Origin of the sequence: Citrobacter sp. MGH 55 (assembly GCF_016906145.1) — a bacterium.
GTDB lineage: Bacteria > Pseudomonadota > Gammaproteobacteria > Enterobacterales > Enterobacteriaceae > Citrobacter_A > Citrobacter_A amalonaticus.
This window is the reverse complement of the sequence record NZ_CP070239.1, coordinates 2038351-2052280: the sequence shown is the minus strand read 5'-3', so window position 1 is coordinate 2052280 and position 13930 is coordinate 2038351. Positions and strand designations below refer to the sequence as shown.

Here is a 13930-nt window from a genome sequence, read left to right as displayed (position 1 = left end):
ACCGCTTACTGACACTTCTGACCGCTTAACTCACCATTTGACCGCTCACTTATTTACCTTACTTTACACGCGCGACTCTCTGGCAAGATCGTCACCAACATAGCAGTCAAATTACCTCTTCAAACGCAACCCAAACCAAACGGCTTCGGCCAATTATTCATCTTATAAAACCAGGTTTTACTATGGATACGAAAAAGATATTCAAGCACATACCCTGGGTGATCCTCGGGATCATCGGGGCATTCTGCCTCTCGGTTGTCGCCTTACGCCGGGGTGAACACGTCAGCGCCCTGTGGATCGTGGTCGCTTCCGTGTCGGTATATCTGGTGGCTTACCGCTACTACAGCCTGTACATCGCCCAGAAGGTGATGAAGCTCGACCCTACACGTTCGACACCTGCGGTCATCAATAACGATGGCCTGAACTACGTTCCGACCAACCGCTATGTCCTGTTCGGACACCACTTTGCCGCAATCGCGGGCGCTGGTCCGCTGGTCGGTCCGGTTCTGGCAGCGCAGATGGGTTACCTGCCTGGTACCCTGTGGCTGTTGGCGGGTGTGGTGCTGGCGGGTGCGGTCCAGGACTTCATGGTGCTGTTTATCTCTTCTCGCCGTAACGGCGCGTCGCTTGGCGAGATGATTAAAGAAGAGATGGGCTCCGTGCCGGGGACCATTGCCCTGTTTGGCTGCTTCTTAATTATGATCATCATCCTCGCGGTACTGGCGCTGATCGTCGTAAAAGCGCTGGCCGAAAGCCCGTGGGGGGTCTTCACCGTTTGCTCCACCGTACCTATCGCGCTGTTCATGGGGATCTACATGCGCTTCCTGCGTCCGGGGCGTGTGGGTGAAGTGTCGGTGATTGGTATTGTTCTGCTGGTTGCGTCTATTTACTTCGGCGGCGTGATTGCTCACGACCCGTACTGGGGCCCGGCGCTGACCTTTAAAGACACCACCATTACCTTTGCACTGATCGGCTATGCGTTCGTTTCTGCACTGCTGCCAGTATGGCTGATCCTCGCTCCACGCGACTATCTGGCCACCTTCCTGAAAATCGGCGTGATCGTCGGCCTGGCGCTGGGTATCGTGATCCTCAACCCAGAGCTGAAAATGCCGGCCATGACCCAGTACATCGATGGTACCGGTCCGCTGTGGAAAGGTGCGCTGTTCCCGTTCCTGTTCATTACCATCGCCTGTGGTGCGGTCTCTGGCTTCCACGCCCTGATCTCTTCCGGTACCACGCCGAAACTGCTGGCCTGTGAAACAGACGCCCGCTTCATCGGTTACGGTGCGATGCTGATGGAATCCTTCGTGGCGATCATGGCGCTGGTTGCAGCCTCCATTATCGAACCGGGTCTCTACTTTGCGATGAACACCCCGCCGGCAGGCCTGGGCATTACGATGCCGAACCTGCATGAAATGGGGGGTGAGAACGCGCCGCTGATTATGGCACAGCTGAAAGACGTGACCGCGCATGCGGCGGCAACCGTCAGTTCCTGGGGCTTCGTGATTTCGCCAGAGCAGATCCTGCAAACGGCGAAAGACATCGGCGAACCGTCCGTTCTGAACCGTGCTGGTGGCGCACCGACGCTGGCGGTAGGTATCGCGCACGTGTTCCACAAAGTGTTGCCGATGGCGGACATGGGCTTCTGGTACCACTTCGGTATTCTGTTTGAAGCGCTGTTTATCCTGACCGCGCTGGATGCCGGTACCCGTTCTGGTCGCTTTATGTTGCAAGACCTGCTGGGTAACTTCGTTCCGTTCCTGAAGAAGACCGACTCTCTGGTTGCCGGTATCATCGGTACGGCGGGCTGCGTGGGTCTGTGGGGTTACCTGCTGTATCAGGGCGTGGTCGATCCGCTGGGCGGCGTGAAGAGCCTGTGGCCTCTGTTCGGTATCTCTAACCAGATGCTGGCAGCCGTGGCGCTGGTTCTGGGTACCGTGGTACTGATTAAAATGCAGCGCACCAAATACATCTGGGTGACCGTTATCCCGGCAGTATGGCTGCTGATCTGCACCACCTGGGCGCTGGGCCTGAAACTGTTCAGCTCCAACCCGCAGATGGAAGGCTTCTTCTACATGGCTAACCAGTACAAAGAGAAGATTGCCAACGGCGGCGAACTGACCGCACAGCAGATTGCTAACATGAATCACATCGTTGTGAACAACTACACCAACGCCGGCCTGAGTATTCTGTTCCTGGTGGTGGTGTACAGCATCATCTTCTATGGTTTCAAAACCTGGATGAATGTGCGCAACGTCGACAAGCGTACCGATAAAGAAACACCGTACGTTCCAATTCCTGAAGGCGGCGTGAAGACCTCTTCACATCACTAAGCTGATGCCGGGTAACGCTTCGCGTACCCGGCCTACAGAATGCTGTAAGCGTAGGCCGGATAAGGCGAAAGCCGCCATCCGGCTTTAATCATTCACGAGGCGGCACAATGTTTGGTAACTTAGGTCAGGCAAAAAAATATCTCGGCCAGGCGGCAAAGATGTTGATTGGTATTCCAGACTACGATAACTATGTCGAGCATATGCAAACCAACCATCCGGACAAGCCGTACATGAGCTATGAAGAATTCTTCCGCGAGCGCCAGCAGGCGCGCTACGGCGGCGACGGTAAAGGCGGCATGCGCTGCTGTTAGAAGGAGAAGTGAATGACCCCGATTGCAGTCACCCTACTCACCGGTTTTCTTGGCGCAGGTAAAACCACCCTGCTACGCCACATCCTCAACGAAGAACATGGTTACAAGATTGCCGTTATCGAAAACGAATTCGGCGAAGTGTCCGTGGACGATCAGCTAATTGGCGATCGCGCCACGCAGATCAAAACCCTGACCAACGGCTGTATTTGCTGTACGCGCTCCAACGAGCTGGAAGACGCGCTGTTAGACCTGCTTGATAACCTCGATAAGGGCGCCATCTATTTTGATCGTCTGGTGATCGAGTGCACCGGCATGGCCGACCCCGGCCCGATTATTCAAACCTTTTTCTCCCACGACGTGATTTGCCAGCGCTATCTGCTGGACGGCGTGATTGCGCTGGTTGATGCGGTCCATGCCGACGATCAAATGAACCAGTTCACCATCGCCCAGTCGCAGGTCGGCTATGCCGATCGCATCCTGCTGACCAAAACCGACGTGGCAGGCGAAAGCGAAAAGCTGCGTGAACGCTTAGCGCGCATCAACGCCCGTGCGCCAGTGTATACCGTGACACACGGTGATATCGATCTCTCCCTGCTGTTCGACACCAATGGCTTTATGCTGGAAGAGAACGTCGTCAGCGCCAAACCGCGCTTTCACTTTATCGCCGACAAGCAGAACGATATCTCTTCCATTGTGGTGGAACTGGATTATCCGGTGGATATCGGCGACGTTTCCCGCGTGATGGAAAACCTGCTGCTGGAATCCGCCGAAAAACTGCTGCGTTACAAAGGTATGCTGTGGATTGAAGGCGAACCGAACCGTCTGCTGTTCCAGGGCGTACAGCGACTCTATAGCGCCGACTGGGACCGCCCGTGGGGCGATGAACAACCGCACAGCACGCTGGTGTTTATCGGCATTCAGTTGCCGGAAGACGACATCAGAGCCGCCTTTGCGGGGCTGAAGAAGTCGTGATTCCCGTGCCCGATGGCGCTACGCTTATCGGGCCTACGGTTCTTCCCCAGGCGGCAGCCATCCGACACTCACTCCACCACAAATCGCGTCGCCGCAAAGCAGTTCAGTATTCGGTGGACCAGAAAGACCATCGTCAGCGTTGCCAGCAGCGCGACGGTGACTGAGGTGATGCGGTACAAATCGCTGAACACCAGGTCGCTGTTCGGGTGCAGGTTCTGGCCGAACATAATGCCGATGGTGGTGATGCTGGCGAACCCCACGCCTGCACCCACTTTTTCCATGACGTGCAGACGGGCACTAAAGGCCAATCCGAGACCGATCAGTGGCATCATTAACAGCATGTGATTACTGAAATCATAAATCAGCAACTGCACCACCAGAATATAGAGACAGGCCAGTACCACACCGACGACGCGCCAGAGGGAACTCAGGACCGCGCCGCGATAGTGCATCGGAAAGAGGATCAAAATCCCCGCCATCAGCGCTGACAGCGAATCGCTCAGATCGCAAATCTGGAAGATCACAAAGATCATCGTCGCCACGGTGCCGGAAAGCAGCGATTCGTGGCGAATGCGGGCGTCGTCTTTCTCAATGCGCGGCGGCGGGTTACGCGGTTCCACATCGGGGATCAAATAGTGCAGCAGCGCACTCAGCGCTACCGCCATCACGCAGGCTTCCATGTTGGAAAACATCAGCGTGTGCCAGTCTGTGGTGGGATAGCTCATAAAATTGAGCATCGTACTCTGGCAGACCACACCCATTGACCCCAGCAGAAACAGCGGCCCCTTGCTCATAAAGCGAAAGCGCATCACGTAAAGGCCAAACACCACCAGCGTCATGATCACTGGCCACTGCGAGAGATAACCGACAATCAATACCATTTCGACGCAGTTCACCGCCGCACTGAACACAAACTGCCGCGCTACGTGGCGGTTAAACACCGGTACCAGCGACATCAGCATCAACGGATAGACCACGAAGAAAACGCCGTACTGGACGTTGTAAAAGGTCGAAATACTTAGCGCGATCGTCCCGGCAACGGCTATCCGCAGAGTCTGGCGAAAGTCGTTGGCTGTATAGACGATGTTGTCATGTGGCGTGAATACGCGCGCCAGGGTGTTAATAGACATAATGCAGCCAACTGACCAGGCGGATTTGCGCGCCAGCAAAAGTACGGGCAAAAGGGCCTTCGCTGTTATACAACTGCACCGTGGCGCGGGCACCGGTCGGTAACGGTTTGTCCAGTGGTTCACTCAGCGTCACGTGAATACGCATCCGTTGCGCATCGCGCACCCAGCGGGTGGATTGCTCTGGCTGCGACAGTTGACCGTTGACCTCTTCCTGTCCGGCGAGGATCCCCGCATCGCTGCTGGTCACACGCGCACGGAACACTTTACCCGGCATGGCATCAAACACCACGGCGGCATCGGTATTGACGCGGGTATGGCGCAGGCTCTTCTCGCGGAAATCGGCCACGATGTCCGTCTGATTGCTGACCAGCGCCAGCAGTGGCGTGGCGGCGGTGGCGTAAAGCCCGGCGTTAAGCTGGAGATTACTCACCGTTCCGTCCGTCTCTGCGCGCACTTTTGTCCATGCCAGATTCAACTGCGCCTCTTCCAGCGCATTGCGATACTTTTGCAGCGTCACGTTATGGCTGTCTTCGCGCTCGCCACGTTGGATCAACAGATTGTGGATGTTGGCATGCAGAGCGGTTACCGACTGTTCACTGGTCTGCCAGGTCGTCCGCACCCTGTCGAGATCCGCCTGCGAAACGTTTTGCATCGCGCTTAGCCGCTGATAGCGGTCGAACGTCAGCTTGTCATTACGCGCAGTATATTCGGCAGTACGCAGGTTGGCGCGGGCAGAAGCAATCTGTGCATCCAGTTGCTGATTGCTCAGTCTGGCCTGCGCAAAGGCGATTTGCGCGGCCTCGACTTTGTTGATAAATGGCGTGGGATCCAGCTCATAAAGCAGATCGCCTTTTTTTACCTGGCTGTTATTGTGCACATAAACGTGCGAGACGTATCCGGAAACACGCGACGAAACCGGCGTGACCGAGCGCAACACCGTGGAGTCCGGCGTCAACGGGATCCAGATATCGGCAACGATAAACCAGGCGAATATGGCAAGGAAAGCGGCAATACTCACCCTTACCCAACGGGCAAATTTTTGTTCTGGGGTCATCATAGTTTTTAGTGTTGATTATCTTCTTCGCGGATTGTCCGCAGATTGCAGGCGATTACATTTAAGGTGGCGCTGAAGGAAGCGAGATCTGCTTCAGGAATGGTACGCGTGACGCGACATTGATAGGCTTCAATCATCCGGTTCAACTCTACCAGCCGGGCACGGCCTTCCGCAGTTAGCATTAGCAGACGGATGCGTTTGTCATAAGGCGATGTGGAACGCACCAGATAGCCCTGATTTTCCAGTTGTGTGAGAGTGCGCATCAGCGGTGGCAGTTCAATACCCTGCACCTGTGCCAGTTCACTGACCGAAACGTTATCTCCCAGTTGATACAGTTGCATCAGCACCGTCCAACTGGACTGGGTCAGGCCGGTATCGGTAATAGCCGCATCAATAATGGACCGCCATTGACGCACGACCATCGCCATACGCATCCCCAACGGGCGGCGGGCAAACAGCTCATCTTCAGTCATGTCTCTTTCCTCTCTAAGCGAAAGGAAAATAATACTTATCAGGGTAAGTATCAAGAAACACACTGTCTGTAAGCATGAATTGATAAATTTTATGAATGTAAAAAAGGCCGGACGGGTTCCACCTCCAGCCTCTGACTGCTACAGTCACGCTATTCAATCTGATCCCGGCGTAATCCCAGATCCTTGAGTCGCTCATCACTCATCTGTTGCAGGATCCGTCGGGTTTGCGCCTGCAGATGCCATTTTTTAAACGCTCGCCAGATCAGGACAAAGCCAATAAACGGCTGCTTTGCTTTGTTTTCATGAAATTCCATACTCCACCCCCTCTCATACCAGAGCCTGTATTCTGGCGGTTTTCGGGTGGATCAATACAGATTCAAAAACAGCTTTTATTTAACATACAGATTCGCTAATACTGTCTCTGCATCGCACATTTTGCACCTGTCTGTACTGGTTTTTACATCTGTATGGCATCTTCGAGGGATACAGCATGACGCGTTACCAACATCTGGCTAATATTCTGGCCGAGCGTATTGAACAAGGGCTGTATCGTCACGGAGAGAAATTGCCGTCGGTACGCAGTCTGAGTCAGGAGCACGGTGTCAGTATCAGCACCGTACAGCAGGCGTATCAGGTGCTGGAATCATTGCAACTCATTACGCCGCAGCCCCGTTCAGGCTACTTCGTCGCGCCTCAGAAAGCGCTGCCGCCGGTCCCGCCGATGTCGCGTCCGGTACAGCGTCCGGTTGAGATTACCCAATGGGAGCAGGTACTGAACATGCTGGAAGGCCATCACGACCAATCGGTTATCCCGCTTAGCAGCGGTATTCCGGATGTTAGCCAACCCAGCCTGAAACCGCTCTGGCGCGAACTCAGTCGCGTAGCACAACACAATCTGAGTGCGGTTCTGGGCTACGATGAACTGGCTGGCAGCCTCGCACTACGCCAGCAAATCGCCCGGCTGATGCTGGATGGCGGATCGGTGGTTAACGCCGACGATCTGGTGATCACCAGCGGCAGTCAAAGCGGCATGTCACTGGCCCTGCTGGCCGTCTGCCAGCCAGGAGACATTGTCGCTGTGGAATCCCCGGCTTATTACGGCACCATGCAATTGCTGCGCGGTTTAGGGATCAAAGTGATTGAGATCCCGACCGATCCGGATACCGGCATCAGTATTGAAGCGCTGGAGCTGGCGCTTGAACAGTGGCCGATCAAAGGCGTTATCCTGGTGCCCAATTGCAATAACCCGCTCGGTTTTATCATGCCGGACACCCGTAAGCGGGCGGTGCTGGCGCTCGCTCAACGCCACGACATTGTGATTTTCGAGGATGATGTTTACGGTGAACTGGCGACAGAGTATCCCCGCCCCAGAACCATTCACTCCTGGGATATCGACGGTCGGGTTATCCTTTGCAGTTCATTCACCAAATCGGTCGCCCCTGGCCTGCGCGTCGGCTGGGTCGCTCCGGGTCGTTATCACGACAAATTACTGCATATGAAGTATGCGGTTATTGGCACCAACGTTCCCGCCACACAACTGGCGGCTGCGACGTTTGTCCAGGAAGGACACTATCACCGCCACGTCCGGCGAATGCGGCAGATTTATCAGCGTAATATGGAGATTTATACCTGCTGGGCGCGGGAATACTTTCCTTGTGGGATCTGCGTAACGCGACCAAAAGGCGGTTTTATGTTATGGGTTGAACTCCCGGAGCAGGTCGATATGGTTTGTGTCTCCAGACAACTCTGTCGCCTGAAAATTCAGGTCGCACCGGGTTCACTGTTTTCCGCATCCGGGAAATACCGCAACTGCGTGCGCATAAACTGTGCGCTTCCGCCCAACGAGAAGCACCGGGATGTGATGCAGAAACTGGGCGAGGCGATCAAAGTCGCGATGGAGTAAACATTCGACTTACCGGACGGCCTGAACGCGACACAGCGTATTCAGTGAATCACACTCTGCAGCTCTTCTGCGGAAAGTCTGGTAAGTCTTTGTACCGTGATATAACAAAGCATGACTATGCCGGAGGCACTAATTGTGACCCACACCCGAGATATTCCACAATCGTTCTGGCGCGATGAGCGGCTTGCATGGCTGGAGCTGCGCAGCACCTGGCGCAGTCATCAGGCCTATAAGCGCCATCACCATCCGCAACTCTCTGTTGGGGCCATTCTGGAAGGTGAAACCTGCTGTGTCAGCGATGGCAAAGAATACCGTCTGCAGGTGGGCGACCTGATAGTCATCCCGCCACGGGTACCGCACAGCTGTAATCCGGTCGATGGACAGTGTCGCAGCTACCATATGCTCTACCTGGACGCGGACTGGTGTGTTGCCCAGTTGTCCGAACAGACAATCCCTGCACCGTTTTTCGCCCCGAGCCCGGTGATCCGCGATCCACAACGCTTTCAGCGCTTTCTCGACCTTGTGGCGTTAATGGAGAAACGGCAAACCGCGCCGCTTATCGATGCCGTCCGCCTCTTGCTGCGCGCACTCCCCTTGCAGTCAGGAAATCCGCCGCGTCCGCGAGCGACCAGTCAGTCTCTGAAAGCGCGGCTGCACAGCAATTTGCTCTCTCCACCGTCGCTTGATGATGTCGCGCAAGAGTTCGGCATGCGCAAAGAGACGCTGATTCGCACCTTTAAGCAGGACACCGGTCTGACGCCGGGCAGCTATCTGAACATCGCGCGGATCGATTTTGCCAGAACGCGACTGCGCGCCGGAGACGATATCGCCGACGTCGGCTATCAGAGTGGTTTTGCCGACCAGAGCCATTTCCACCGCACCTTTGTCAGTTATACCGCCGCCACACCGCGTCAGTATGCGCGGGGACGATCAATATCAGACAATAATTAGCGTTTCACCGGGCGTAGCGTGTACTCAGGTTTGCACACTGAGGTCACTATGGAACCGTTGTCTGTACTCTTTCCCCCTGCCTTTCCCGCCCTGGCGCTGGCTCACTTTGTGGCGCTGCTCAGCCCCGGACCGGATTTCTTTTTACTGGTGGGCTACGCCGTTCGCTATCGACTGCGCGGCAGTGCCGGGCTGTGCCTGGGGATCGCCGCCGGTAACGGCATCTATATCCTGCTGGCGATTGCCGGCTGGGGGATCCTCCGTCAGCTTCCCCAGCTCTTCACGTTGATCGCACTGTTGGGCGCACTTTATTTACTGTGGATCGGCAGCCTGCTGCTACGCAGTCGTCCGCAAACGCTGACGGGCGCAGATGCCCAGTCCACGCGTCCGGGATTGGGCAAACAAGTGCTGCTGGGGCTGGGTTCGTCGCTGCTCAACCCGAAAAACGCCTTGTTCTATCTGGCGCTGATGACCGCCCTGCTTGGCCCGTCAGTGACGCTGGTGCAGCAGGCCGTCAGCGGGATCTGGATGACCAGCGTCGTACTGTGCTGGGATCTGTTGATTGTGATGGGGATTGGCCTGCCGTTTATCCAGCGACGGCTAAGCCACGGGATCGTGTGGATCGAACGTCTCGCCGGGGTCGTGTTGATCGCCTTTGGCTGCGGGATCGTCTGGCGCTTTCTCTTCCCGTAGCTCATTGAGATACTGAATGAATTCAGCCCATTCTATTGACTAACATCAAATTATAATGACACTTAAGGTGTATATTTTCCGTTCAACTTACTTTTCCCGAGGTGTGATGTGCTGATAACCATCTGTAATCGCTACACATTCTGACAAGCGTCAGAATGTGTTCCCCTGTCTGTGATTCTCATGGGCAGTGCTTTTGATTACATGAAATTCAGTACATCCGCAGTCTGCTGTTCTCTCTTTTCTGCCTGATGTCCCTGTGACAGTATTGAATTTCGTTGTTCCCGTTAAGGGGTTCTCCACATGGAGTTCGTTTTGTATGCAATGGATTATTGAGTTTTTCAAGCGGCACGCCACGACGCTGTTCTTTCCGATGGCGCTGATTCTGTACGATTTTGCCGCCTATCTGTCGACGGACCTGATTCAACCGGGCATCATCAACGTCGTGCGGGAGTTTGATGCCGATGTCAGTCTGGCGCCGGCGGCGGTCAGTCTCTATCTCGCCGGAGGGATGGCGCTGCAATGGCTGCTGGGGCCGCTTTCCGACCGGATCGGTCGTCGTCCGGTATTGGTCACGGGGGCGCTCATTTTTTCCCTCGCCTGTACCGCCACGCTGTTCACCACTTCAATGACACAGTTTCTGATCGCGCGCGTGGTGCAGGGCACCAGCATCTGCTTTATCGCGACGGTCGGCTACGTCACGGTGCAGGAGGCGTTCGGACAAACGAAAGCCATCAAGCTGATGGCAATCATCACCTCTATCGTGCTGGTAGCGCCGATCATTGGCCCGCTTTCCGGTGCGGCGCTGATGCACTTCGTCCACTGGAAGGTGCTGTTCGCCATTATTGCGGTAATGGGTTTTATCGCCTTTATGGGCCTGTTGCTGGCGATGCCGGAGACGGTCCAGCGCGGCGCGGTGCCGTTTAGTGCGATCAGCGTCGTACGCGATTTTCGCGATGTCTTTCGCAACCGCGTGTTCCTCTTTGGCGTCGCCACGATCTCGCTAAGTTACATCCCAATGATGAGTTGGGTCGCCGTTTCCCCGGTGATCCTGATCGACGCGGGTGGCATGACGTCCTCCCAGTTCGCCTGGGTACAGGTTCCGGTGTTCGGTGCGGTCATCGTCGCCAACATGGTCGTTGCTCGTTTTGTGAAAGATCCGACCAACCCGCGCTTTATCTGGCGTGCGGTGCCCATTCAGCTCAGCGGCCTGTTTGTACTGATCGCCGGGAACCTGCTCTGGCCTCACGTGTGGCTGTGGTCGGTGTTGGGCACCAGTCTGTATGCGTTTGGCATTGGGCTAATCTTCCCGACGCTGTTCCGCTTCACGCTGTTTACCAACAACCTGCCGAAAGGAACCGTGTCGGCCTCGCTGAACATGGTCATTCTGGCGGTGATGGCCGTTTCCGTCGAAATCGGTCGCGGACTGTGGTTTAACGGCGGCCGGATCCCGTTTCACCTGTTGGCGGTCATTGCGGGAGTGGCGGTGGTATTCACGTTGAAAGGGTTGTTAACGCGGGTACGCCAGTATCACGCAACGGAACTGGCAACAGAGAAGTAAAATCAGGCCCCGCCATGCGGGGCCGTTTTTTTAAGCAATGCGGGCAAATCCGGCTTCAAGGTCGGCAATCAAATCGCCGACATCTTCCAGACCGATATGCACCCTCACCAGCGTCCCGCTGAAATCAACCTCACCGGCCGGGCGAATGCTGTTCAACTCTTCCGGTTGGTTCGCCAGAATCAACGACTCAAATCCGCCCCATGAGTAAGCCATGTGGAACAGCGAGAAGTTATCGAGGAAGTTCGCTAACTGTTCATCCGTCAGTCGCTTTTTCAGCACGAACGAGAACAAACCAGAACTGCCGCTGAAATCACGCGTGAAGTATTCGTGGCCCGGACATTCCGGCAGTGCCGGATGATTCACCCGCGCCACTTCTGCGCGTGCCGACAGCCAACGGGCAATCTGAATGCTACTCTCCTGATGCTGCTTCAGACGCACCGACAGCGTACGCAGGCCGCGACTGCCGTTATACGCGGTATCGGCATCCAGCGTTTGCCCCATCAGATACGAGTTTTCACGCAATTGGTCCCAGCAACGGGCGTTGGATACCGCCGTTCCCAGCATGCCGTCAGAGTGACCAATCGTGTATTTGGTGCCTGCCTGAATCGAGATATCCACGCCGTAGTCCAGCGCCTTAAACAACACGCCAGCCGCCCAGGTGTTGTCGATCATAATGACGATCTCCGGGTTCACCGCACGAATAGCCTTCACCATTCCCGGTACATCCTGCACTTCCATGGTGATCGAACTCGGTGATTCAAGGAACACCACTTTGGTTTCTGGGCGGATCAGATCGACAATTCCGGCGCCGATCATCGGATCGTAGTACGTCGTTTCGACGTTGAATTTGCTCAGGATCTTATTGCAGAAATCCTGTGTTGGTTCATATGCCGCCCCGGTCATCAGCAGATGATCGCCACGTTGTACAAACGCGAGGATCGCGTTTGTCACCGCCGCCGCACCGCACGGATAGAGCGCACAGCCGGCGCCGCCTTCCAGTTCGCTCATCGCTTTCTGAAACGCGAAGTGGGTATAAGTGCCGCGACGACCATAAAACAACTCACCGTTTGCACGATTGGCGGTGGCGAATTTTTTGTCCTTCACGGTATCAAACACCAGCGAAGAGGCGCGCTGGATAACCGGGTTTACCGCGCCCTGGGTATAGCGTTTATCGCGTCCGGCGATGACCAACTGGGTTTCGAGTTTCACTGAATCTTTCATAACCTTCTTATCCTTAATCCGTGCGTTAAACCTCGGCGGCCGTCGCCGTCGCATTCATCTCTGCATTCACCGACTTTTTCCCGGAGAAGCGTTCTACAATTTGTGCCGCATTCAAATCATGAATCACGTTAATTAGCGTCGCCGGGGCATCGGTAATGGTGCCCAGCACTACCAACATCGGAATGGTTTCCATCGGCAGTCCCAGCGTGGTGACGATAAATATCTCCCCAAGGAACGCCCCGCCCGGTACGCCGCCGACGATAATCGCGGAAAGCACGGCGATCAGCATGGTCAGGAAGAAGGTTTCCGTGGTGAATGGAATCCCCAGCACCGAGTAAATAAAGACGATCTTCAGCGCCGCAATCATCGCCACGCCGCCTTTGTTCAGGTTGACCAGCAGTGGGATCGAGACATCCACAATTTCCGGGTTAATCCCCATCGCTTTGCCCGCGCGCAGCGTCACCGGCAGCGTGCCCAGCGAAGAACAGGTACCCAGCGCCGTGACAGAAGGCTCAATGGCGTGACGCCAGAAGGCCTTCACCGCCGGTACGCCGCCGCCAATGTAAGAGTAGAGAATAGAGCCGAAAATGTAGTAAGCCAGCGTGGCAACCATGAACAGACCAATTGCCCGGGCAAAGGTGAGCAGCAGCCCGGAATCCTGGCTAGCCATCGTCGCCGCAAAGTAGCAACCGAGCCCCAGCGGCGCGACCTTCATGATGATCGACACGATCTTCATAATGACGGTGTTGGCATCGTCCAGCAGCGAGGCAATACGTTTACCCGCCTGTTCTGACTGACCAATCGCGATCCCGGCAATGATCGCCATCACGATCAGCGCGAGAATATTCGACTTAGAAAACAGACCAATAAAGTCATTGGTGGTGATCATGCTGACAAAATCCATCTTGCCGCTGCCCGCCTGTACGGACTGCGAGAGATCGATAGTGACCCCCTGCGCCGGGTTGTACCACAGGGCTAACGCCACGATGCCGGCCGCCGGAATAAACGCCATCGCGATGGAAACGATAAAGATAATCGCCATAATTCGCCCTAAGCGTTTCAGGTCGGTCATACTGGCGATAGAGGACATTACGCTGATTCCCACCAGCGGAACGATAATCATAAATAACAGGTTCAGGAAAATCTGACCTATCGGCTGGAGTTTACTGGCAAACGCGGGGGCTAAAATCCCTAATAAACCACCTGCCACCAGAGCAAGTAATAAAATAATTGACGATTTGTAGGGTTCGAGTCGTGTCCACATAATCGGTACCTTTTATAAGAATGGAATTAAATGAGAGTAAATTCACAATTTGGCGACGTTCTGTTTTTGC

Annotated in this window: 13 protein-coding genes; 7 read left to right on the top strand and 6 right to left on the bottom strand. The window is 55.3% G+C overall.

All coding sequences use genetic code 11. The features are described 5' to 3' along the window. Positions 1 to 182 precede the first annotated feature (182 nt). The 3 genes from btsT to yjiA all read left to right on the top strand — a co-directional run bounded on the left by btsT (position 183) and on the right by yjiA (position 3616). Positions 183 to 2333 (top strand): pyruvate/proton symporter BtsT, encoded by a 2151-nt coding sequence (gene btsT, locus JTI98_RS08180; protein ID WP_042321961.1) that lies wholly within the window; start codon positions 183 to 185, stop codon positions 2331 to 2333. 107 nt (positions 2334 to 2440) lie between these two features. After that, on the top strand, positions 2441 to 2644 hold the full coding sequence (locus tag JTI98_RS08175; protein WP_024130742.1) for a YbdD/YjiX family protein: 204 nt from the start codon (positions 2441 to 2443) through the stop codon (positions 2642 to 2644). A gap of 12 nt (positions 2645 to 2656) precedes the next feature. Beyond that, positions 2657 to 3616 (top strand): GTPase, encoded by a 960-nt coding sequence (gene yjiA, locus JTI98_RS08170; RefSeq protein WP_216082114.1) that lies wholly within the window; start codon positions 2657 to 2659, stop codon positions 3614 to 3616. A gap of 68 nt (positions 3617 to 3684) precedes the next feature. Here yjiA and JTI98_RS08165 read toward each other — a convergent pair whose 3' ends face one another. From JTI98_RS08165 to JTI98_RS08150, 4 genes are all read right to left on the bottom strand, one after another. Further along, on the bottom strand, positions 3685 to 4746 hold the full coding sequence (locus tag JTI98_RS08165; RefSeq protein ID WP_044264481.1) for a DUF2955 domain-containing protein: 1062 nt from the start codon (positions 4744 to 4746) through the stop codon (positions 3685 to 3687). Further along, positions 4736 to 5803 (bottom strand): HlyD family secretion protein, encoded by a 1068-nt coding sequence (locus JTI98_RS08160; RefSeq protein ID WP_216082113.1) that lies wholly within the window; start codon positions 5801 to 5803, stop codon positions 4736 to 4738. The genes JTI98_RS08165 and JTI98_RS08160 overlap by 11 nt, the downstream gene beginning before the upstream one ends. A gap of 5 nt (positions 5804 to 5808) precedes the next feature. Continuing rightward, positions 5809 to 6273 (bottom strand): MarR family winged helix-turn-helix transcriptional regulator, encoded by a 465-nt coding sequence (locus JTI98_RS08155; protein WP_044326769.1) that lies wholly within the window; start codon positions 6271 to 6273, stop codon positions 5809 to 5811. A gap of 149 nt (positions 6274 to 6422) precedes the next feature. Next, the gene (locus JTI98_RS08150) at positions 6423 to 6587 is read right to left on the bottom strand and encodes a DUF1127 domain-containing protein (RefSeq protein WP_071888362.1); all 165 of its coding nucleotides are present in this window, start codon (positions 6585 to 6587) and stop codon (positions 6423 to 6425) included. Between the two features lie 176 nt (positions 6588 to 6763). Between JTI98_RS08150 and JTI98_RS08145 the strand changes: the two genes are divergently transcribed. From JTI98_RS08145 to mdtM, 4 genes are all read left to right on the top strand, one after another. Next, positions 6764 to 8176, top strand: a complete 1413-nt coding sequence (locus JTI98_RS08145) for a PLP-dependent aminotransferase family protein (protein ID WP_044326770.1) — start codon at positions 6764 to 6766, stop codon at positions 8174 to 8176. Positions 8177 to 8311: 135 nt separating this feature from the next. Then, entirely contained in the window at positions 8312 to 9127 is an 816-nt protein-coding gene (locus tag JTI98_RS08140; protein WP_216082112.1) for an AraC family transcriptional regulator, read from the top strand. A 48-nt stretch (positions 9128 to 9175) separates the two neighbouring features. Then, complete coding sequence (locus tag JTI98_RS08135; RefSeq protein WP_042999303.1) at positions 9176 to 9817, top strand: LysE family translocator; 642 nt, start codon at positions 9176 to 9178, stop codon at positions 9815 to 9817. 325 nt (positions 9818 to 10142) lie between these two features. Then, positions 10143 to 11375: a multidrug efflux MFS transporter MdtM gene (mdtM, locus tag JTI98_RS08130; protein ID WP_099433781.1), complete on the top strand. Its 1233-nt coding sequence runs from the start codon at positions 10143 to 10145 to the stop codon at positions 11373 to 11375. 30 nt (positions 11376 to 11405) lie between these two features. Here the strand turns inward: mdtM and metC are convergent, their stop codons facing one another. Both metC and JTI98_RS08120 read right to left on the bottom strand, forming a co-directional pair. Continuing rightward, a complete protein-coding gene (gene metC / locus JTI98_RS08125; RefSeq protein ID WP_058587115.1) occupies positions 11406 to 12596 on the bottom strand; it encodes a cystathionine beta-lyase in 1191 nt (396 codons plus the stop codon). A gap of 25 nt (positions 12597 to 12621) precedes the next feature. Then, a complete protein-coding gene (locus JTI98_RS08120; protein WP_044253866.1) occupies positions 12622 to 13860 on the bottom strand; it encodes a dicarboxylate/amino acid:cation symporter in 1239 nt (412 codons plus the stop codon). Between the last annotated feature and the right edge of the window lie 70 nt (positions 13861 to 13930).